The sequence below is a fragment of the Nocardia sp. NPDC127606 genome, assembly GCF_042671725.1.
Lineage (GTDB): Bacteria > Actinomycetota > Actinomycetes > Mycobacteriales > Mycobacteriaceae > Nocardia.
On the sequence record NZ_JBHXWQ010000007.1, the window covers coordinates 111,685 to 133,831 of the forward strand.

General features: G+C 67.9%; 13 protein-coding genes and 1 pseudogene. 7 read left to right on the top strand and 7 right to left on the bottom strand.

The annotated features are described in order from the left end of the window. Positions 1–83: 83 nt before the first annotated feature. From ACFVJ5_RS26830 to ACFVJ5_RS26840, 3 genes and pseudogenes are all read right to left on the bottom strand, one after another. Positions 84–620 (bottom strand): annotated as a pseudogene (locus tag ACFVJ5_RS26830) (DNA alkylation repair protein); the annotation flags it as partial. Then, positions 580–1,221, bottom strand: coding sequence for a class I SAM-dependent methyltransferase (locus ACFVJ5_RS26835; protein WP_379224151.1), 642 nt, complete (start codon positions 1,219–1,221; stop codon positions 580–582). The pseudogene ACFVJ5_RS26830 and the gene ACFVJ5_RS26835, both read right to left, overlap by 41 nt. Positions 1,222–1,347: 126 nt before the next feature. Continuing rightward, positions 1,348–1,881, bottom strand: a complete 534-nt coding sequence (locus ACFVJ5_RS26840; protein ID WP_379224153.1) for a hypothetical protein — start codon at positions 1,879–1,881, stop codon at positions 1,348–1,350. A 407-nt stretch (positions 1,882–2,288) separates the two neighbouring features. Between ACFVJ5_RS26840 and ACFVJ5_RS26845 the strand changes: the two genes are divergently transcribed. Both ACFVJ5_RS26845 and ACFVJ5_RS26850 read left to right on the top strand, forming a co-directional pair. Further along, the gene (locus ACFVJ5_RS26845) at positions 2,289–3,104 is read left to right on the top strand and encodes an NAD(P)H-binding protein (protein WP_379224155.1); all 816 of its coding nucleotides are present in this window, start codon (positions 2,289–2,291) and stop codon (positions 3,102–3,104) included. 872 nt (positions 3,105–3,976) lie between these two features. Then, positions 3,977–4,789 carry a DUF4129 domain-containing protein gene (locus tag ACFVJ5_RS26850; RefSeq protein WP_379224157.1) on the top strand — a complete coding sequence of 271 codons (813 nt, stop codon included), beginning with the start codon at positions 3,977–3,979 and terminating at the stop codon, positions 4,787–4,789. Between the two features lie 8 nt (positions 4,790–4,797). Here ACFVJ5_RS26850 and ACFVJ5_RS26855 read toward each other — a convergent pair whose 3' ends face one another. Further along, positions 4,798–5,445: a TetR/AcrR family transcriptional regulator gene (locus ACFVJ5_RS26855; protein WP_379224158.1), complete on the bottom strand. Its 648-nt coding sequence runs from the start codon at positions 5,443–5,445 to the stop codon at positions 4,798–4,800. A 229-nt stretch (positions 5,446–5,674) separates the two neighbouring features. Between ACFVJ5_RS26855 and ACFVJ5_RS26860 the strand changes: the two genes are divergently transcribed. Next, positions 5,675–6,883: an esterase/lipase family protein gene (locus ACFVJ5_RS26860; RefSeq protein WP_379224160.1), complete on the top strand. Its 1,209-nt coding sequence runs from the start codon at positions 5,675–5,677 to the stop codon at positions 6,881–6,883. Positions 6,884–6,947: 64 nt separating this feature from the next. Here ACFVJ5_RS26860 and ACFVJ5_RS26865 read toward each other — a convergent pair whose 3' ends face one another. Genes ACFVJ5_RS26865 through ACFVJ5_RS26875 form a run of 3 tightly spaced genes read right to left on the bottom strand, consistent with a single transcriptional unit; the run spans position 6,948 to position 11,834 of the window. After that, positions 6,948–8,009, bottom strand: coding sequence for an alpha/beta hydrolase (locus ACFVJ5_RS26865; RefSeq protein ID WP_379224162.1), 1,062 nt, complete (start codon positions 8,007–8,009; stop codon positions 6,948–6,950). Between the two features lie 28 nt (positions 8,010–8,037). Then, positions 8,038–9,606: an ArnT family glycosyltransferase gene (locus ACFVJ5_RS26870; RefSeq protein ID WP_379224164.1), complete on the bottom strand. Its 1,569-nt coding sequence runs from the start codon at positions 9,604–9,606 to the stop codon at positions 8,038–8,040. Between the two features lie 17 nt (positions 9,607–9,623). Then, positions 9,624–11,834, bottom strand: coding sequence for an MMPL family transporter (locus tag ACFVJ5_RS26875; protein ID WP_379224166.1), 2,211 nt, complete (start codon positions 11,832–11,834; stop codon positions 9,624–9,626). A gap of 272 nt (positions 11,835–12,106) precedes the next feature. Between ACFVJ5_RS26875 and ACFVJ5_RS26880 the strand changes: the two genes are divergently transcribed. The 4 genes from ACFVJ5_RS26880 to ACFVJ5_RS26895 are packed head-to-tail and all read left to right on the top strand — an operon-like array spanning position 12,107 to position 22,081. Continuing rightward, positions 12,107–18,532: a type I polyketide synthase gene (locus ACFVJ5_RS26880; protein ID WP_379224168.1), complete on the top strand. Its 6,426-nt coding sequence runs from the start codon at positions 12,107–12,109 to the stop codon at positions 18,530–18,532. After that, positions 18,484–19,938: a condensation domain-containing protein gene (locus ACFVJ5_RS26885; protein WP_379224170.1), complete on the top strand. Its 1,455-nt coding sequence runs from the start codon at positions 18,484–18,486 to the stop codon at positions 19,936–19,938. The genes ACFVJ5_RS26880 and ACFVJ5_RS26885 overlap by 49 nt, the downstream gene beginning before the upstream one ends. Further along, complete coding sequence (locus tag ACFVJ5_RS26890; RefSeq protein WP_379224172.1) at positions 19,935–20,651, top strand: hypothetical protein; 717 nt, start codon at positions 19,935–19,937, stop codon at positions 20,649–20,651. Before ACFVJ5_RS26885 ends, ACFVJ5_RS26890 begins: the two co-directional genes overlap by 4 nt. After that, positions 20,648–22,081, top strand: a complete 1,434-nt coding sequence (locus ACFVJ5_RS26895; protein ID WP_379224174.1) for an MFS transporter — start codon at positions 20,648–20,650, stop codon at positions 22,079–22,081. The genes ACFVJ5_RS26890 and ACFVJ5_RS26895 overlap by 4 nt, the downstream gene beginning before the upstream one ends. The last annotated feature ends 66 nt before the right edge of the window (positions 22,082–22,147 follow it).

The following is a 22,147-nucleotide window of genomic DNA, read 5'->3' on the forward strand; positions in this document are numbered from 1 at the left end:
GGACACGCTAACGGCCATCGGCCGCTCGCGGGCAACCTACGATCGCGAGCACGGCCACTGCGAGCGTGCCCGCACCGGAACCGCTAGGCGCTCTGCCGACGCACGATCTCGGTGATCCAGGTGGGCGCGAACGGCGAGGTGCAGCCCGGGGGAGTGGGGTAGTCCTTCAAGACCTGGAGGCGTTCGCCGATGTCGAGGGCGCGGGCGCGGTGGTCGGGGTGGTCGATGCCGATCTGGGCGAGGCAGTGGTTCATCGCCCACTGCAGGCGAGCGGGTGCGGTCTTCATCCGCGCTTCGATGAGGTCGAGCAGACCGGTGAGGTCGAGGCCAGCGGGCTTCTTCGCGACTCGTTCGGTGGTCAGTGCCCAGCCGGCGCTCGCGACCACGGGGTCCGGGTCGTCGAACCAGGCGACGCGCAGTTGCTCGGCGTGCGGGTTCTTCTTCACGACATAGTTGACGAGCCAGTCGTGGACCTTGGGTGTGCGCGCCTGGCGGATCATGGCGGCCAGCTCGGCCATCACCTCGTCCACCGTCGTTTCGGACACCTGCGCCTCCTGGTCTGCTACTCCTCGGAGACCATCATGCGTCGGTCCGAGTTCGGGTGCCAGAGCCGGGTGCGTGGGAGAACACCGCGACCAGGAAGTCGGAGTCGTCGGTGAAGGGCCGAAGATCCCACGTCGACAGCAGCAGGTCGACGGTGAGACCGGCGGATCCGGCGTCGGTCAGGAACTCGGCGAACTCGTAGCCGCGGCCCGCACCGAACCCGATGATCACCCGCCCGCCCGGCGCGAGATGCCCGGCGAACCCCGCCAGCACCGCCGACCGGGTGGACGGAGCCAGGAACGTCATCACATTGCCCGCGCACACGATGGCGTCGAAGTCGGCGAAGGGCAGGTCCAGCTCGGCGAGGTCGCCGACCAGCCACGTCGGACCGGGATGGTCCGCGCGCGCCGCGTCGATCAGCACCGGGTCGACATCGACCCCCACCACCGTGTGCCCCACATCGTGCAGATATCCGCCGGTCCGCCCCGGCCCGCACCCCGCGTCGAGCACTCGACTGCCACGCCCGAGCATCGCGTCGATCAACCGCGCCTCACCCACGATGTCGGTCCCCTGCGCGGCGAGCTCCCGGAACCGCTCCACATACCGACTCGAATGCGACGGATCCGCGGCGGTGATGTTCTCCCAGCCACTGGGTGTGCGCTCGTTCGACGCGTTCATGATCGCTGCCTCTCCTCGGTTCGTCCGCGCTGACGACCCTAGAGGCTCGGCTCGAACAGGGCGCGCAGGCCCGAGCTGACGCCGCGCGTGGTGGGCCGCCCGCGGGTCGGCCACCACCCTGTGCCGTTACGGCGTCGAGTAGCCGATGAGGGCGCCGATGCCCGCACCGATCGGGATGGTCACCAGTGCGCCGACTCCGCCGAGGAAGAAGCCCAGCACTGCGCCGATGCCGGCGCCGATGAGCGCGCCGATGCCCGCGTTGTGCTGCTTACGGGCCTCGGTGTCACCGGCTGCGTCGACGAATTCGGCCATGTTGGCGGTGACGACGGCCGGTGCGGCGGTGGGAGTCAGCGTTGCTGACCTGCCGTCGGCCGAGATGCCCGCGACCAGGTCGAAATCGCCTGCTCCGGTGATGATGCGGGTCGGCACGGCCGCGACCACGTTGCCCTCCCGGTTCGTGAGCGTGACCGCACCGCCCACGACCCGGAACGTGCCGTCCGGGGCGGACACGGTGAGTCCGGAGCCGTCGGCCAGTGGACTCGCGGTGAACGCCACGCCGCTGTCGACGCCCTGCACGATCGGCGCCGCGGCTGATGGTGCGGCCTGCGCGGTGGTGGTGGCCGCGAGGCCGACAGCTCCTGCCGCGAGGACGGCGATCACGCCGAATCGTTGTGCGCCCGAAGTTGTTCGAGACGAGAAATGCATCCTGCCCCTCCAGTCTGCCCGCCAGATCCGGCGGAACATCCTCTGCCGGACCGGATCTCGGTCCGAGGACATTTTCGCATCGACGGCGATTCCGTGGAACCCACCAGCGGTGATACCGGAAAAACATCATCACTTCGACATAAATGATGAATTACATTGCCACACCGTAGATATCGTTACGGTTACCGGAAATATTCCGGTGCTACGGGACCCTCGGCCGTTCCGACTCGTCCTCGGGCTCCTGGACGACAACCGGATTCGCCCGACAGCTGCGTCGCATCGACTCGGAATTTGCCATGTGCGCCGCTCGGATTTCGTTGGCAGGATCGAGTGGTTCGACGAACCGAGACGGAGGGAAACCGATGACAATCCTGGTTACCGGGGCGACGGCCAATATCGGGCGAATGGTCGTGGACCAGCTGATCGCGCGCGGTGCGACCGACATTCGCGCGCTGACCATCAACCCCGCCAAGGCGGCGCTGCCCGACGGTGTCGAGGTGGCGCGGGGGCATCTGGGACGACCGGCCGGCTTGCCCGCGGCATTCGAGGGCGTCGACCGGATGTATCTCGCGCCGTCGCCGGACAATGTCGCCGAGGTCCTCGAGCTGGCCCGCGCGGCCGGGGTGCGCCACGTCGTGGATCTGTCAGGTGAGCCCGAAAGCTGGTGGGGCAGTGTGTGTAACGCCGTCGAGGGCAGCGGCTTGGACTGGACTCATCTGTGGCCCGCCGACTTCATGGAGAACACCCTGACGTGGTCTCAGCAGATCCGTGACACCGGTGCTGTCCATGAGCCGCACCCCGGCACCGCCAGTGCGCCCATCGCCATGAACGACATCGCCGCCGTAGCCGCGACCGCCCTGCTGGAGGACGGTCACCTCGGCCGCGCGCACTCCCTCGTGGGCCCGCAGATCCTCACTCGCGCGAACCTGGTCGCGCACCTCGCCGACGCTCTCGACCGCGAGATCGCCTTCCGCACCTCCACTCGCGAGGAGACCATCGCCGCGCTGCAACCCACCATGGGCGACAACACCGCGTGGTATGTCGACAACGTCCTGCTCGACTTCGCCCCGCCGCCGGAATCCCTGCCCATCACCAGTGTCGAAGACATCACCGGTCACCCCGCCACCACGTTCGATCGCTGGGCGCACGCGAACGCCGCCCGGTTTCTCGCCGACTGACACACCCCAGGCCGCGGCGTTTGTCGGGGAAACCGGTCACGGAAACGATGCTGAGGTGCCGGGCGGCGTGCACACTGGTCGGGTATCCGTTTGCGGCGCTTGGTTTTCCGGGAGGGGGTCCGGTGAGCACTGTCCTTCTCGCCGTACATGACACTGTGGGTCCGGTGCTCGCACAGGCTCCGTCGCCCGAGCTGCCGCCGGAGTCGGCGAGATATTTGCAACTCGTGCGCTACCTGTCGTGGCTCGCGCTCCTGCTGGTTCCGGTGCTCGTGATCATCGTCGTCATCGTGATCGTGCGGGTGACGCGCTCGCGTCGCACCGAGCCGAGCCAACGCCCGCGCCCTACACCGCCACCGGTCGTGGCCCCTCCTGTCGTGGCGCCTCCGATCTCCGCGACGCCTCCGTCGCCGACACCGCGCCGGCTTCGAGGTGGGTGGCAGCGGGTTGCCGATCCGTCGAGTCCCGATCGATCGAGTGCGGTGCCAGACCTTCCGCTCCCGGGGGCAGATGGCTGGCCCCCGCCGGACCCGACGGTGTGGGGACGCCCCCAGCAGAGATGACCGCACCGCGATATTCATTGCCTCGCGGTAGGAAATGTTGCCGGATACAAGGAATCCGGGGACGCTGAGGGAGTTCGACCAAATCTTGTGCGGTCGGTTCCTGATGGCCGGGGGAAATGCCACTATGTGGGCATTTCGGGTGGCTTCCAGGGGTTCGGCGGTAGGGCTGTGGGAAAAATATTGGCGCCAATAGGTCGTCTGGTCGCGGCAGTCGTTTTGATTGTCGCGGCGATTATCGCGCTGCACGGGCGTTTACCTGGGACCGTTGTTCCCAGTGGAACCGGTGGGACTTCGCCGGTCGCTGTCGCGTTGATGCCGGTATTGCTACTGGTATCGGTGGTGATCTTGCTCGCGGGCGTCATTGTCAGCCAGCATCGGCTGCCGTTGGCGATGCCGGCCGTCGAGCACGGTCTGCGGGTTCGGCTGTCGTTCAAGCGGTTCGCGGTGCTGGCCCCGATCGCGCTCAGTACCGTCGCGCTGACGTTCGCGGTCGGTATCACCATGCTGTTCGTCTTGCCGGGCGCCCGCCGTCAGCCGACACCGGTCGCCTCGGTGACACCGGCGGAAACCGGGCAGCCCGGAGCGCCCGCCGCTGTCGATGTGCAGGTGGTCGATTCGGCGGTCGACTCGTCGCGCCTGAGTGGGATGGCGTTGCTGGGAGCCGCGGGCCTGGCGATCGTGCTGATCGGCATCGCGGTGGCCGGTCTCGTCGGCGTCACCGTCGCCGGGCGGGCGCCGCTGGCCGACAGCGTGGAACTGACCGAGGAGGAGGTTTCGAACACGGTCGACTCGCTGACCAGAGCCGCCGAGATGGGACTGGCCGCGATGAACGCGCCCGGTCAGGATCCGCGCACCGCGGTGATCGCCTGCTATGTGGCCATGGAGGCCGGGTTGGCCGCGGATCGTGCCGCGGCGCCGTTGATCTCGGATACGCCGAGGGAAGTGTTGGAGCGGGCTTTCGACAGCGGCGTGCTGCACGACGACGGCGCACACGAACTGGTCGCGCTGTTCGAGGAAGCCAGGTTCAGTCCGCACGCGATGCTGGGCTGGCAGCGTATCCGTGCCGAACAATTGCTGCGCCTGGTACTCGCCGACCTCCAGTCTCGCGACGAGGTATCCGTGTAACCCCCGTGCTATTCGCGGCCCTGCGTCTCGCCGTACAGCCAGGTGCCGATCATCCGCGCGGTCATGTCGATGGCGGCGGCGCGGTCGCCGTCGGCGACGTCGTCGGCCGAGGCGCGCACGACCGCGGCGAATCCGGTGTTGACCAGGACCCAGGACATCATGTCGTTGTCTCGGTCGTCGCCGGGCCCGACGAACTGGATCACGATGAGCTTCACCAGCATTCGCAATCGCGGCTCGAATTCGGGTAGCCCGCTGCTGTAGAACTGCACACTGCCCACGAGCGCGCGCACCAGGTCCGACTTCGCGATCAGCACGTCGGCGAAGACCTCGAGTATCTCGGCCGCGATGGCGACGTAGTCCTCGCTGCTCTTCGGTGACGTCGCCACGGGCATGCTGAAGACACGCTGGGTGAACTCCTGCTCGACATCGGCGATGAGCCGATCGAGGAGTTCGTCGACGAGAAAGGACCGCTCCGGAAAGTAGCGGTACAGCGTGCCGATGCTGACGTGCGCTTTCGCCGCGATGACATTGGTGGAGGTGTTGTCGATTCCCCGCTCGCCGAACAGTTCGGCGGCGGTGTCGAGAATGTGTTCCCGGGTCGCCTTCGCCCGCTCCTGCTTCGGCCGGATTCGCCGGTCGACGGGTTTCGGTGGCATCGGTGTTCCTTTCGGCCATCTGCTGCACTGATTCTCGTGGAAATATTCCGAAAGGTGGTCCGCATTGCGCGGAATAATATTTCCTGTGCGCGGCCATGGTGTTCCGCGACGGTGAATGGTGAGGTGCACACACCTGGCCGGAAGCGATTTCCGTACCGGTTTTTCCGGCATACGTTCGGGGCGGCTTACGAGCCGATTCCTTTTTCGCATTCGGAAAGGCAGACCTTGCATGACCATTACTCGTGGCCGCACACGCTCGGTGCGTGCGGCAATACTGATGGGCGTCAGCGTTGTCGCTGTCGCCCTCTCCGGGGCGGGGGCGGCGGCTGACCCGGCGTCCGAACCCACCGAACAGCAGCTGGCCGACATCATCTACCAGGGCCGCGACGTGGCCTGGGGAACCGATGGCGGGCTCGGCGGCACGGGTTCGGCCTGTACCTCCGGTAGCGGTGCGGGCTCGGGTAACGGCTCCGGCGACTGCCTCGGTGGTTCCGGCTCCAGCTCGGGCTCCTCGGGTGGCTACTCCTCCGACCCGGGCGCTATCGGCCCCGCGTCGACGGCGTTCCTGCCCGCGTTCGGCTACGGCCTGCTCAATCCCGACGCGGGTGCTCCGGGCACCAACGACTGGAATTGCAAGCCGACCGCGCAGCATCCACGCCCGGTGGTGTTGTTGCACGGCACCTGGATGAACGCCTACAACGGTTACGCCTACATGGGTCAGCCGATCAAGGACGCCGGCTACTGCACCTTCACGTTCAACTACGGCCGTTCCAATATCGTCGAGGGCGGCGGGCTCGGTTCGTTCCTGCCCGGTGTCATGGGCACCGGCTACATCCAGGATTCGGCCGAGCAAACCGCGGCGTTCGTCGATCGCGTGCTCGCCGCGACGGGTTCGGACGAGGTCGACATCATCGCGCACTCGCAGGGTGGGTCGATGGCGAACTGGTACACGAAGTTCGAGGGCGGCGCGGCCAAGGTGAACAAGCTGATCACCTTCGGCGCCACCCACCACGGCACCAGCCTCGACGGCATCGGCGCCCTGGGCCGCATGGTCAACAACCTGGGCATCGATGTGCTGGGTCCGATCGAGATCTTCGTCGGCCACGCCGGTATCCAGCAGACCGTCGGTTCGGATTTCGTCAAGACGCTCAACGCCAACGGTGACACCGTTCCCGGTATCGACTACACCGTGGTCGGCACACGCTACGACGAGGTGACGAACCCGTACGAGCTGACGTTCCTCGACCAGGGCCCCGGCTCGACGGTCAACAACGTTGTGCTGCAGGAAGGTTGCGAGCAGGACATCTCCGATCACCTGACGATGATGTACTCGCCGCGTGCTTTGTCGATCGCGCTGCGGGCGCTCGATCCGGTGCAGAACCCGAACCTGACCTGCACGTTCAACCCGTGGCTGATCGGCGGTGGCGGTTCCCTGTAGACGAGGAGACGATTCGGGTGCATCGCGGCACGGCTTGGCCGCGGTGCACCCGATTTTCGTGTGTCTAGGGGACGAGCAGTGTGGCGGCACGTTCCCAATAGGTGTGCATGTCCTGTTCCCAATAGCCCCACGAATGCGTGCCCGCCGGGCGGAAATCGAAGGTCGCCGGGATATCCAGTGCGGCCAGGCGCTCGCGCAGCAACGCGGTGCACACCACGGTGATCCCGTCGAGCACGCCGCCGATGAGCAGCTGATCGAGCAGTTTCACCGGATTGCGCTGGATACCAGGGCCGTTCAAGGTATCCAGCGGACCGGGCAGGCCGTTGCCCGTACTCACGTACACCTGAACCCCGCGCAGTTTCTCGGCATTGAGGGCCGCGTCATTGGCCGTCCAGGCCGGATCGGTGGGTGGTCCCCACATGTTCAGCGGGTTGCCGCGGCGCGCGGTGACGATCGAGGCCACCATCGCCTGTCCGGCCGGGTTGCTGGTCTGGATGCAGCCGCTGAACGAGCCGACCATCTGAAACCGAAGCGGTGCCTGCTGTGCCATCCGGAAGACCGCCGAGCTGGCCATCGACAATCCGGCGACCGCGTCGCGGCCGGTGCCGTGGAAGGCCGAATCGATGATCGGCGGTAGTTCGGTGGTGAGGAAGGTCAGCCAGCGGTTGCGTCCGGTACCGGGATCGTCGGCCTGCCAGTCGGTGTAGAAGGTGCCCGCACCGCCGATCGGCATCACGATGTTCGCCTGTTTCGCGGCGAAGAAGTCGAGGGCGTCGGTTTTGGTGAACCAGTTGCTGCCCTCGCGCCAGTCGGGGGTGTCGGTGCCCCCGTCCACGCCGTTGATCAGATACAGCGAGCCGGCGGGCGCCTCGGGATCGGCGGCGGGAATGACCGCGACGGTGACCGGTCGATTCATCGCCGCGGAGTGCACGGTCACATCGATCACCTTGCCCCGCCCGTTCGCCACGGCCGCGACGGCGTAGGACCCGTTCGGCGCGGGCAGAGCCGCCGCCATGGCACGGGCGGCCACCAGATCCGGGGCCGCCTGCGCCGTCGCGACGACGGGCAGGCCCGCGGCGGCGACCGCCACCGTGAGCGCCAGCCGTCGCACCATCGAATTGCGCACTGTCTTGTCTCCGTTCACTGCTGGGTCGTCATCGCCCATGCCGACTCGTCCCGTCGACCAGGCGGAGCTCCTTGGCGTCGGGCCACAGGGCCGACCACGGCTGCCCCGGTCCGTCGCACAGCCACAGCGCGACGCCGCGGTTCACGCCGGGAAAGCCGAGGGGTTCGTCGACGCGGGTCAGCAGCGTCGACTGCGTGAAACGGGTGCGCAGCGCGGTGTCGGGACCGTCGACCCCGAGGTAGAGCACCGTGGTCGCGGTGTCGGGCGGGGTGCCGAACCAGCCGTAGCCGCGATTCGGACTGAACACCGCGGGGAGGCCGGCGGCAGGACCGAATTCGTCGAGTGCCGCTGCCTGCCAATAGTTCTGGGTCACGATCACCAGGTCCGCGCGCTGTGGCGTCGGAATCCGGTCGTAGGCCTCGGCAACCGCGGTGACCAGGTCGTCCCAACCGCTCGGCCCGAAAAGCACACTGCGCGAGTGGATCTGCGAATAGTCGTTCGTCGACTGCCGCAACGCCGACTCCGGCAGGGGCAGCACGACGACGAGCGCGACGCAGATCGCGGTCGCGAGCGCGCCGAAACCGCCGCCGATGATCGCGCCGCGTCGCGTGAAACCCCGGTCTGCCACATACACCGCGCCCGCGGCGAACAGGCCGGGAAAAGCACCGGCCACGAAATAGGGGCGCAGACCCGCGAGCACGACCGCGCCCAGCCCGATCGCGATCATCGGGATCAGGAAGTAGTACGGACGGAACCGCGGCGCGCGCAGCCCGGCCCACATCCCGGCGAGCAACAGCAGACCGGCCGCCCCGGTGACCTGAATCATCGTCCATGGCGCCGCGAGTACCCCGGCGGTGGCGAGTTGCTCATCGCGCACGATCGCGCCCATCGCCAACTGCGGCCAGCCATTGCTGTGCTGCCACCACAGAATCGGGACCGCCGACCCCGCGAGCAGACTCGAGCCGAGCCACCACGCGGGCCTGCGCAGCATCTCCCGCGGCCCGAACACGGCCACGCCGAGCGCGAGCACCGCCCAGATGATCGGAATCAGCCATTTGACCTGGAAGTCGACGGCGGCGACGAACCCCGCCGCGACCAACAGGTAGTCCTCGCGAGTGCGCACCCAGCGGATCAGCAGCCAGGCGAGCACCGCCGTCAAGGTGATGTCGAGGGCGAAGGTGCTCAGCATCGCCGATTGCATCACCGCCATCGGCGTGGTCGCGTAGGCGAGCGCGGCGACAGTCTGGGGGAGTCGGCCGCCGCCGAACTCCCTGGCCATCACCGCGCTGAGCACGATGGCCAGCACCGTGAACAGCAGCGCGGGCAATCGAAGCGCGACCGTGGATCCCGGTGCGAGATGGTCCGACAGTGCCGCCAGCAGCGGAACCAACGGGCCCTGATCGGCATAGCTCACCGACGGATGTCGTCCGGCCGCAAGGAAATACAGTTCGTCACCGCCGATCCGATAGCGGTCGATCCTGGCGAGGAACAGGGTCGCGGCCACGGCGGCGACGATCGACACCTCGCGCCACGCGAAGGCCGGCAGCGTGCGGGTGGGGGCGGCGGGCACCTCGACGGTGCCGCTCCGGACGTTCATGGTGGTACTCCGCGGGTTCAGTCCCGGTCGCCGCGCACTGGCGTCGGAGCAGCTCCGGAAGGTGTCGGGTGGGCGAGGGTTTCGTGTTCGGGCGCGGGCCGCAGGCGTTCGAGCCACGCCGGCGCCCACCAGCAGGCGTCCCCGAGCAGCCGCATGGACGCGGGGACCAGCACCATCCGCAGGATGGTGGCGTCGATGAACAGCGCGGTGACCATGCCGAAGGCGATGTACTGCATCATCAGCAGATCCGACAGCGCGAACGCGCCGGTGACCACCAGCAGGATCACCGCGGCCGCGGTGATGATGCGGCCCGTCCGGGCGATACCCGCCTGCACGGCTTCGGTGGTGGAGGCACCCGCGGCCCTGGCTTCGACGATGCGCGAGAGCAGGAATACCTCGTAGTCGGTCGACAGCCCGTAGACCACCGACACGATCACGACCAGGACCAGCGACATGATCGGTTGCGGGGTGAAGCCGAACACCCCCGCGCCGTGCCCATCGATGAAGACCCAGGTGAGCACGCCCAGGGTGGCGCCGAGCCCGAGCAGATTCAGCACGGCCGCTTTGAGGGGCAGCACCAGCGAACCGAATGTCAGCGCCAGCAGTAGCGTGCTGGCCAGGAAAACGAACGCGATCATCAGCGGCATCCGCTCGACCAGCGCGTCGATGCTGTCCTTCTCCACGGCGGGCTGCCCACCGACCATCAGCGTCGTGCCGGGCGGCAACGGCATCGAACGCAGATAGTCGATGGTCGCCTCGGCGTCGTCGGATCCGTCGAGCACGGTCTGGGTGGTGAGGACCTGGGGCTGGAACGGCGACCGCATGGGTTCGGCGAACGGCGCGGCCAGGCCGGGGGCGTGGTTGGCGTCGGCGCGCACGGTATCGGCGGTTGCGGGGTCGAAGGTGACGATGACCAGGTCGATCGGGTCGATCTGGCGCAGTGGGAACAGTTCGTCGAAGTGCTGCTGGGCCAGGCGCGTCGGATGGGTCGGCGGGAGAAACCGCTCGTTGATGGAACCGAATGCCAGATTCTGGATCGGGACGATGAGCAGCAGCAGACCGAGGCAGATCGGAACGGCCACCACCAGTGGGCGTTTCATGACTCCCGCGGCGAATCGGCCCCAGCCGTTGTCGGATACACGATCGCTCGCGACCGGTTTGCGGAACCAGTCGACGCCGAGCCAGTCGACGCGCCTGCCCAGGACAGCCAGCATCGCGGGGAGAAGGGTGATCGAGGTCAGTGCGGCCAGGGAGATGGTGATGATCGCGCCGTAGGCGAACGATCGCAGGAAGCCCTGCGGGAACACCAGAATCCCGGCTGCCGCGACCACCACGATCAAGGCGGAGAACAACACGGTGCGTCCCGCCGTGGTCACCGAGCGACGGACCGCATCGTCGACAGTGCGTCCGTCGGCGAGTTCCTCGCGGAACCGGCTGAGCACGAACAGTCCGTAGTCGATCGCCAGGCCGAGCCCGATCATCGAAACAACCGGGGAGACAAAAGAGTTCACCTCGGTGACCGCGGTGAGGCAGCGCAGCAGTCCCCACGCGCCGAGCATGGTGAGTCCGCCGACGATCAGCGGCAGCGCCGCGGCGACGACGCCACCGAACAGGAAGAACAGCAGGATCGCGACCGCGGGGACGGCGAACAACTCCACGCGGCGCTGATCCTGAACCATGGTGTCGTTCAACGCGAGCGCGACCGGTTGTCCGCCGGCGAGCTCGACCTCGACTCCGGGGATCACGAACTCCTCGGCGATCCTGCGGTAGTTGCGGCCCTGCTCGGTGGGGTCGAGGCCGCTGACCGCGACCGAGGCGAACGCGTAGTCACGGTCGGGCGAACCGAAGACCTCGGGAATCGCCACGCCGGTATCGGTCGGCCAATACGCGCCGTTGACGCGGTCGATCTCGTCCGGGAACCGCTGCGGCAGACTGTTCAGGCCCGCCACGACCGTCGCGGCGAAAGCCGGATCGTCGATGGTGGTGCCTTCGGGCGCCCGCACCAGCAGGATCACGTCGCTGCTGTGATCACGGCCGAACGCGTTGTCGCGCACGTGCGCCGCGCGCACCGATTCCGAGGACGGATCGTCGAACCCCTTCGAACTGAGATCCGCGCCGAGTCCGAGCCCGTAGGTGCCCAGTGCCAGCAATCCGGTCACCATTATCAAGATCACCGGATATCGCCGCCGCACGACGGTGTCTGCCCATTGTGTCAACTCGGCGAACACATTCGCCTCCCAACTGCTCGCGATGTGGTCGAACTTGTCAGGAGTCGCCGGTCTTTTCGGTCGCTACCGTGCAATGTTGCGGCCGGTCACAACGATTCTCGGAATTCTGTTGTGAGCCATGACTTCGCGTCCTGGGTCCGGTCACAGGAGACCACGCGATTACCCGTCCGAAATTCCAGAGGTCGGTAATCGCCACGATCGCTACGGTCGTGGGCTTCTACGTTGACACCAACGGTCACATGCCACAGGCCGGTCGAGCCGGAGGAAATTGCGTGTCGGATATTGCCATTGTCGGAATCGGATGTCGGTTCGCGGGCGGAATCGATTCCCCGGAATCGTTCTGGGACTTTATCGTCGACAAGCGCGACGGCGTCGTGGAGATGCCCGCCGATCGCTGGGATTGGCGCCGCTACTACGACCCCGAACCGCGAACCCCGGGGCGCAGCTACACCAAACGCGGCGCCTTCATGACCAACGATCCGTGGGAGTTCGATCCCGACTTCTTCGGGATCTCGCCGCGGGAGGCCACGGTGCTCGACCCGCAGCAACGGTTGATGCTCGAGGTGACCTGGGAGGCTCTCGACGACGCTGGGATCGCGGGGCGCTCGGCAGGCGCGCAGGTCGGGGTCTATGTGGGCGGCTTCGTCGTCGACCAGTCGGTGATCGGCGTGGTGGGCCCCGCGCTGTTCCACACCGACATGCACACCCCGGCCAGCGCCTCCTACACGATGCTGTCCAACCGCATCGCCTACGCGCTGAACCTGGTCGGTCCGGCGATCACCGTCGACACCGCGTGCTCGTCGTCGCTGGTCGCGCTGCACCTGGCCTGCCAGGCGCTGGAGAACGACGACTGCAAGGTCGCGCTGGCGGGCGGGGTCAATGTGATGCTGCAGCCGGAAACCTTCGTGCTCATGTGCAAGGGCGGCTTCTTGGCCACCGACGGTCGCTGCAAGTCCTTCGACGCGTCCGCCGACGGCTACGGTCGCGGCGAAGGCGCGGGAATGGTGGCGCTGAAGAAGCTCGAAGACGCTGTCCGAGACGGCGATCGCGTCTACGCGGTGATCAAGGCCACCGGGTCCAATCAGGACGGGCGAACGACCGCGATCACGGTGCCCAACGCCGACTCGCAGGAGGCGCTGGCCCGCACCGTGTGCGAACGCTCGGGTTTGGCGCCCGACGAGATCACCTACCTGGAGGCGCACGGCACCGGCACGCTGGTCGGCGACCCGGTCGAATTGCGCGCTCTCGGTCGGGTGTTCGGTGCCCCGTCCGGGCGCACCGGCACCATCGGTGTCGGCTCGGTGAAAGCCACGATCGGTCACACCGAGGCCGCCGCGGGCGTGGCCAGCGTGATCAAAGCCGCACTGGCACTGCGACATCGCACCTTGCCGCCGCAGGGCTGGCTGAACAATCCGAACCCCGACATCCCGTTCGACGAGCTGGGCCTACACGTCCAGACCGAGGCGCAACCGCTACCCGCCGACGCGGCGCCGATGTCGGTGGCGGTCAACGGTTTCGGCTACGGCGGCACCAATGCCCACGCGATCCTGCAGGAGTTCCGCGCGCCCGAATCGCCGACCGAACCGGCCCGCCACCTCGGCATCCTGCCCATCTCGGCCCGCAGTACGGGTGCCGCGCGCGCGTTGGCAGGTCGGTTCGCCGACCTGATCACCGCGGGGGCCGACCCGGATCAGCTGGCCGAAGCGGCGTGGACCCGGATGGCGCACCACCCGTTCCGCACCGGTGTACTGCTCGACGGTGCCACCGACGACCTGGTCCGTGAACTGCACGAGTACGCCTCGGGTACCGGGCGCGACGCCGGCCGCACGGTGTCCTCCAGCGCCGCCGAGCCGGTGTTCGTGTTCTCCGGGATGGGGCCGCAGCACTGGAAGATGGCCCGTGGTCTGCTCGCGGCCGGTGGGGTGTTCGCCGAGACCGCCGAGCAGATCGATACGGAATTCCGTGCGATCGCGGGCTGGTCGATCATCGAGGAGCTGAGCAAGCCGGAAGACGAGTCCCGGGTGACCAGCACCGAAGTCGCTCAGCCCGCGAACTTTCTCGTCCAAGTGGGTCTGGTGCGTGAGCTGGCCGAATACGGCATCGTTCCCGCGGCCATCGTCGGACACAGTGTGGGTGAGGTGTCGGCGGCCTACATCAGCGGCATGCTGACACTGCCCGAGGCGGTGCGCGTGGCCTTTCACCGGGCGCGACTGCAAGCCACGACCGCCGGAACCGGCGGGATGCTCGCCGTCGGCTTGACCAAGGAACAGGCCGACGCACTCGTCGCCGACGATCCGCGCGTCGACATCGCCGCGATCAACAGCCCCACCTCCCTGACCCTGTCCGGCGACGTCGACCGACTCGACGAGATCGCCGAAAAGCTCACGGAGGACGGTATATTCGCGCGTCGACTGCGGGTAGAGGTGCCGTATCACAGTCGCCTGATGGATCCGATCCACGACGATCTGCGCACGGCGCTGGCCGATCTGGCACCGCAGGCGCCCACGGTGGCGCTGTACTCCTCGGTGACGGGCGAACTCGTCACCGACGGCGACTGGAACGCCGAGTACTGGTGGTCGAATGTCCGTCAGCCGGTGCGGTTCTTCGCCGCGATCGGGAGCCTGATCGCCGCAGGCAACCGGATCTTCCTCGAGGTCGGCCCCCACCCGGTGCTGTCGGGCAATATCCGCGAGGCCCTGGTCGACGCGGACGTGAACGGCACCACGGTGCCCACCCTCGACCGCGAGCAGTCCGATTCGCACAGCATCCGGCGCACCCTCATCGGCCTGCATGCCGCCGGGGTACTCGACCGTGAACTCCTGTTCCCCGCCGAGCGTGGTGTCACCGCGCACGTGCCGCTGCCGCGCTATCCGTGGCAGCGCACCCGCCTGCACTCGGCGCTGCCGCTGTTCGAGCAGGCCCGCCTCGGCACACCCGGCGGGCACGCGATGCTCGGCGACCCGGATGTGGAGGGCCGCCCCGAGTGGCTGCTGCAGGTGGGCACCGAACTGCTGCCGTGGCTGGCCGACCACGTCGTCAACGGCGTCAAGATCATGCCCGGCGCGGCGTACCTGGACGCCGCGCTGAGCGCCACCGCCGCGCGGATCGGCAGCAAACAGGTTGCGCTGGAGGGAGTTCGGTTCGTCGCGCCGCTGATCATGGGTGCCCCCGATGTGCCCTTGGTCGCGATGAGCGTCGAGGAGGCCAGCGGTCGCTTCATGATCAGATCGCGCAGCGCGACCGGCACAGCGTGGACGGTGCACTCGACCGGGCGCACGCTGACCGGCAGTCACGAACAGACAGCAGTCGAGCTGCCCACCATCGAGGTCGGTGTCGATGTCGACCCGGCGATGTTCTACGCGGGCCTCGCCTCGGCCGGGCTGCAGTACGGTCCGACGTTCCAGCGGGTGACCTCGGTGCGGGTGGGACGCGACGTGGTACTGGCCACCGTCGACGGCAGCATCGCCGAAGGTTCGCGGCATCTGGCGCATCCAGCCGTCGTCGACGCCGCGATGCAGTGCGCGGCCATGCTGTTCACCGACGAACGGATCAACGAGGGCGTCATGGTGCCCGTCGGGGTGAACGCGGTACGGCTGCTCGCCGAACTCCCCGCACAGATCACCGTCATCGCCCGCCGCGACCCCGGTGCCCGCCTGCGCGCCGATGTCGACCTGCTCGACGGGGACCGAAACCTGGTGGCGCGGTTGACCGGCCTGCAGATCGGTGCGCTCAAGCCCGGTGACAGCCCGCTGCACCGGATGGCCGACTTCTACTACACCGAGGTGCTCGAAGAGCGCGACCCGATCGACCCCGCGGCGCTGGCCGAAGCCGGGTCGGTGTCGACAGTGATCGTCGCGCTCGGTGACAGCCCGCGCACCGCCGAGCTGGCCGCCGCGATGCCGGGTGCGCGGGTGCTGCTCGTCGACCCGAACAGCGACGAACTGGAGTCCGATCTCGTCGCGAATCTGGAGGCGGCGAAAGCCGACGAAACGCAGCGCACCCACGTCTGTGTTGTGGTCGGTGCGGGCACCGACGACGTCGCCGACCTGTGGACGCTCAAGCGCGTCGCGGTCGCGGTGTCGGAGTACGTCACCCCGACCGTGGAAGGCGCCCCGCCGCAGATCAGCTTCGGCGACGGCAACGTCCACGCCACGCTGGTGACCGAATCCGCCTTCACGGTTCCCGGCAGCGATGTCGAACCGGACCCGCGCCAGGCCGCGCTCGCCGGCGGTCGCCGGGTGCTGCTCAACGAACAGACCCCGCTGCGCTGGCGGTTGGTCGACACCGAGCCCGGCACCACAGTCGCCGAACTCCTCGCCGAACTCGCCGTGCCCGGCGCCTTCACCCTCGACAACAGCGACGAGGTGCTGCTGCGCGGCGGCAAGCGCTGGGCGCCGATGGTGACCAAGCCGCTGCCCGAGCGCATCGAAGCGCTCGAGACATCGCACCCGCTGGCCGATCCGGCGGCGAACTTCGAACTGGACATGCCACGCACGCGGGTGCTCTCGCAGGTGGCATGGCGGCAGTGCCCCCGTCCGGAGCCTGCCCCGGGCCAGATCGAGGTCGCGATGGCGGTGATCGGATTGAACTACAAGGATCCGCTCAAGGTCATCGGACTGCTCGGCGAACGCGAACTCGCGCCGACGTATTTCGGCACCGTGCCCGGCATGGAGGGCATCGGCACCGTGGTGCGGGTCGGCGCCGAGGTCACCGACGTCGCGGTCGGCGACAAGGTCGCGGTGGCGTCCAAGGGCATGATGCGCCGCTTCGCCGTCGTCGATCGGGCGCTGGCCGTGATCGTGCCCGCCGACACCGATCCCGGCTACTGCACCAGCACCATCGCCTTCGGCACGGCCGAATACGCCCTGCACGACCTGGCCCGCCTCGAACCGGGCGAGACCGTGCTGATCCACGGTGCGGCAGGCGGTGTCGGCACCGCGGCCATCCAGGTGGCCAAGTCGATCGGTGCCCGCATCATCGGCACGGCGAGCTCGCCCGAGCGGCGCGAACACGTCCTGGCCATGGGCGCGGACTTCGCGGTGAACTCGCGTTCGCTCAACTTCGTCGACGACGTCCTCGCATTGACCGGCGGCGCGGGCGCCGACGTGATCGTCAGCAGCGCACCCGGTGAGATCCTGCGCCAGAACTTCAACGCCGCAGCCGAATTCGGCCGCATCGTCGAGGTCGGCAAGGCCGACATCTACACCGGCGGGCTGCTGGAACTGGCCAACTTCGACAAGAACCTCGCCTACTACTCGATGGATCTGGACCGCCTGGTGGCGGTGCGCCCGCAACGATTGTCGCGACTGCTGGAGCGGGTGTTCGAGAAGGTCACCGAAGGCGTCTACACCCCGTTGCCGTACCAGATGTTCGAGACACACGAGGTGAGCCAGGCGTTCGAGGAGACACTGCGGTCCTCACGCGTCGGCCGGGTCGCCCTGCGGATGGACGACCCGCTGCCGCCGGTGCGGCCCTCGCTGCCGCCGCTCGACATCGACAGCGCCGGAAGCTATCTCATCACCGGTGGCTTCGGTGGCTTCGGCATGGCGATCGGTCGCTGGCTGGCGCTGCGCGGTGCGCGCAGGCTGGTGCTGCTCGGGCGCAGCGGGGCCGCCACCGAGACGGCGCGCCGCCAGCTCGAGGTGTGGCGCGCGGTGGGCATCGAGGTGATCGAAGAACACGCCGACGTCACCGATGCCGCCGCCGTCGCCGCGATCGTGGCCCGCGCGCACAGCGAACGACACCCGTTGCGCGCGGTGTTCCACGCCGCGGGCGCGGTGGCCGACAACCGGCTCGCCAGCATGGCGCGCGACGAACTCGACCGGGTCTATCGCCCCAAAGTCCATGGTGCGCAAGTGATCCACCAGGCGGTAGCCGACGCGGGCATCGCCCTCGACATGTTCGTGCTGTGCTCCTCGGGCGGCTCGATGTACGGGATCTACGGTCAATACAACTACTGCGCCGCCAACGTCGCCGTCGAAACCCTGGCACGGCGCTGGGCCGCCGCGGGCGAGCGCGCACTGTGCATCGGCTGGGGCCACCTGTCCGGCGCGTCGGGCGGCATGGCATCGGACGAAACCGCCGAAAAGTATCTGGACCTGGTGGGTTTCGGTCCGATCGACATGGCCGACGCCACCGCCTACCTGGAACAGACCCTGCGCCTGGGCGTGACGAACGCGGCGATCATCCCCACCGACTGGGCGAAGCTGACCGGGACCTTCCCGCAGCTGGTGCGCACCGGCCGCACCGCCGCCCTGGCGCAATCCTCGGCCAAGGACACCTCCGAATTGGCCAAGCTCCGTGCCGAACTCGCCGCGATGGAGGAAGCCAAGCGCGGACCCGCCATCGCCCGCAAGATGGCCGACGAACTCGCCGTGGTCATGGGGGTGCCGGTCGAGTCGATCGACATGACGGTGCCCGTGCCGGAGTTGGGGCTCGACTCGTTGATGGCGGTCGAGCTGGGCGCGCGGGTCACCAAGACGCTCGGCATCGACCTGATGTCGATGCAGATGGGCCGCTCGTTCAGTTTGGAACAGGCGGGTCCGAAGGTCGCGGAGCTGATCCTGGCCTCCGAACCCGCTGTCACACCGCCACTTCCGGAGGCCGTGCCCAGTGAATCCGCCCCGCAGATCGTCGAGGTGCCCGACCAGTGGACCGTCGAGCGACCGGCGGAAGTCTCGATGGCGGGATCGCGCTGATGGTCGACTTCGGCTTGATCGACGAATGGCGCCCGGCGCCCGGTCGGCTCGTGACGTGGTTCGCCTCGGCGGACTCGGTCACGCGCGCGGCCAGGGCGCCGGCCCATCCGGCACCGCCCTCGCTCCAGCAGGAGCAGTATCTGCGCCTGGCCGACCGCCACGCCGGCGCGGATTTCCGGTTCTCGGGCTTGTGCCTGGTCACCGCCGAGATCCCCACCGGTGACCTCGACCGCGACGCGATCACCCGGGCGATCCACGCATTCCTACTGCGCCACGACACCTTTCGCACGTGGTTCGCTGTAGAACCCGGTGGCACTGTGCGCCGACATCTGGTGCCCGAAGCCGATGTCGAGTTCGTGCCGGTCGACTACGGCCACATCGACGACCCCGAGGCGATCTGCCGGCACGTGGAGAAGACGACACCCGGCCCGTTCCAGTGGGATTGCTTCACGTTCGGCACCATCGAGCACGGCGATTCCACCACCGTGTACCTGGCCGTCGACCACCTGCACACCGACGGCCTCGGGCAGTACCTGTCCGCGGCCGACTTCGCCCAGCTCTACGCCGCGCAGCTGTGGGACGAGGCCGAACCGCTCGCGCCCGCGGCGAGCTATCTCGACTACTGCCGCAACGAGCGGTTCTTCAGCGATCAGCAGAGCCTGTCTTCACCGGGAGTGAGGAAATGGCTGGCACTGGTGGGCGGCAACGACAACCAGCTGCCGGTCTTCCCACTCGACCTCGGCAAGAAGACCGATGGATACCACCGCAGCGCCCACCGCAGCGTCGTGCTGTTCGACGACGACGAGGCCGATCGATTCGAGGAGGTCTGCCGCGCCAACGGGGCCGAATTCGTCGGTGGTGTGTTCGCCGCGGCCGCACTGGCCGAACGCGAGCTGGTCGGGTCGGACTACTACTTCGGCATGACGCCGGTGAGCACCAGAACCACCGCAGCCGAGAACAATTCCGTGGGCTGGTACGTGACGCTGGTTCCGGTCGCGTTCCCGCTCAGCGAACGCACCACGGTCGCCCGCGCGCTCGCGCTCGCGCAACGGGCCTACGACAGCGGACTCCTGCTGGCGCCCACCTCTTTTCATCGTGTTCTCGACCTGCTGCCCGCCGATTCCGAGATCAAGGCCGAGCCGGGGTGGGTCACCCCGATGATCTCGTTCATCGACGCCAGGGACTTCCTGGGCAACGAGCTGTTCGACAGCATGAACGCCGGGGTCTTCGCCAACCGCGCGGCCTCCGAGGAAGCGCTCATCTGGATCAACCGGCTACCGGGGCGGACGTCGCTGAGCGTCATCTTCCCCGACACCGCGATCGCGCAGGAGTCGGTGCGCCGCTACCTGGCCACCATGAAGTCCGTATTCGGAGCCATCATCGACAGCGCCGCGGAGCACCCATGATCCGAGAAGAATTCGTCCCGACCATCTTTCGTGACCCCGGCATTCCCGATGGCGAGAAGTCGAGATACCGCGTCGGCATCGCCGGCGAGCCCGGCGGCTTCGAGATATCGCACGTCGTCGTGCACGACCGGGGCGGCTACCACACGACACTCGAGGCGAGCCCGGAAGACAAGAGTGGGCGCGACCGCGCACTGGTCATGACCGTCGAGCAGCGCATAGGGCGCATCGACGGTCGACTGCACGCGGAAAGCTATCGCGCGCGGACCCGCTCGGGATCGACGGTGGTTTCGCGCGAGGAAGTCGATTTCGTCGACACCGTGCATCTGCAATTCGGTGGCCTGCCCGGTCCGTTCCCGCCGAATGTGATGCCGATCGCCGGTGGGCTGACGATGTTGCGTGGATTGGACTTCGCCGACGGGCTGGTCGAAACGGTCGACGTGTGGCTCGCGGCGTCCGTGCACTGGCCACTGCTCGTCCGGGTGGAGAAGCAGGTCGTCTTCGCGGGACCGGCCGGGGTGTTCCCGTGTTGGCAGGTGCGGTTGCGGCCCGGCTTCGACCAGGTGAACGGGATGCTGGACAAGATGGTCGGCTCGGTGGTGCCGCCGTTCATCGCGCTGTTCGAGGTGGCGGCGCCGCACCGGATGGTGCAGCTCAGTTTCCCGACCCAGATGTCGATGTCGGCCCCGCGCGCCACGATGGAATTGGTCTCGTGAGCGAGACCACCGGGGTCGCGAAGGCACAGGTGCCCGAGCTCGGCGCGTGGCTGGCGTTCGGCGCCTGTCTGATCGCGGTGTTCATGCAGATGATCGACGTGACGATCGTGAACACCGCGCTGCCGAGTTTGACCGCCGACCTCGGTGCGTCCAGGTCGGCACAGCTGCTGGTGATCTCCGGGTACGCGCTGGCGTTCGCCTGCACCCTGGTCACCGCCGCGCGGATCGGTGCGATGGTCGGTCGGCGCACGATGTTCCTGGTGTCGGTGGTCGCTTTCACCGCGGCCTCGGTGTGGTGTGGATTAGCTTCTGGCTCCACCGAACTCGTGCTCGCGCGGGTGGTCCAGGGTGCGGCGGGGGCGGGTATGGCCGCCCAGACGATCGCCATTCTCACGGCCGGTTTTCCGCGCGAACGCCATCCCCTGGTATTCGCGCTCTATGGGGGAGTGGCCGGATTCGCCGGGATGCTCGGGCCCATTGTCGGCGGTGTGCTGCTCACAGTCGATATCGGTGGTTGGGGGTGGCGGTCGGTCTTCCTGATCAACCTGCCGATCGGGCTGTTCGCGTTCGGATTGGCTTGGAAGTTCCTGGACCGGAGCAGTCCGGTCGGTCGTCACCAACTCGATCTGGTCGGTGCCGCGCTGTCCGGGCTCGGGTTGTTCGCCCTGATCGCGGGCATGGCTCAGATCCAGGAGCACGGGTGGCGGCTCGACCTGCTCGCCGTCACCGGCGCCGGGCTCGTGCTCACGGCGGTGTTCCTCGCCCAGCAGCGCACCCGCACCGCGCGCGGTGCCAGCCCGCTCGTGCGCCTCGACCTGTTCGGCAACCACGGCTTCCGGATCGGCTCGGTGCTGGTCGGCGCGTTCTTCGGGCTGTTCACCGCGTTCGTGTTCGCCGCCTCGATCACCATGCAGGACGTACTCGGCTATTCGCCGCTGCTCACCGGCATGGTGATGACCCTGTTCGCCCTCGGCGCGGGCGCCGGTGCCCTCGGTTCGCTGATTCTGGTTCCGCGCTGGGATATCTGGGCGCTGGCCGCCGGGATCGCGTTGTTCGGCGGATGTATCGGCGCGGGCGGGGTGTACCTGTATCTGGTCGACGGGGTGGCGAACGCGCTGCTCTGCGCCGGTCCGGTGTTCGCGGCCGGATTCGGTGTCGGCCTGTTCGGCGTGCAGTTGCAGCCGATGATGCTGTCCGGGTTGGACGCGAATCGGATGGCCGAGTCCTCGGGTGTGCTGCCGACCATCGAACAGGTCGGCAACGCGGTCGGACTCGCGGTGTTGACCACGGTGTTCTTCAGCTCGCACAGCCTCGGCGGCAGCATCATGATGATGGGCGCCATCGCCGCGGTCGCGCTGGTGCTGGCGGTGCTGACCTTGGCGATGCCCTCGCGGGAGCGTCGAGAACAGGCCGCGGTCGGCGTTTCGTAGGGTCTTTGCCGGTCGTCGGCGTGCGGGGTGCCGCTGGTTGTCGGACCCCGGTGTCAGACTCTGGCA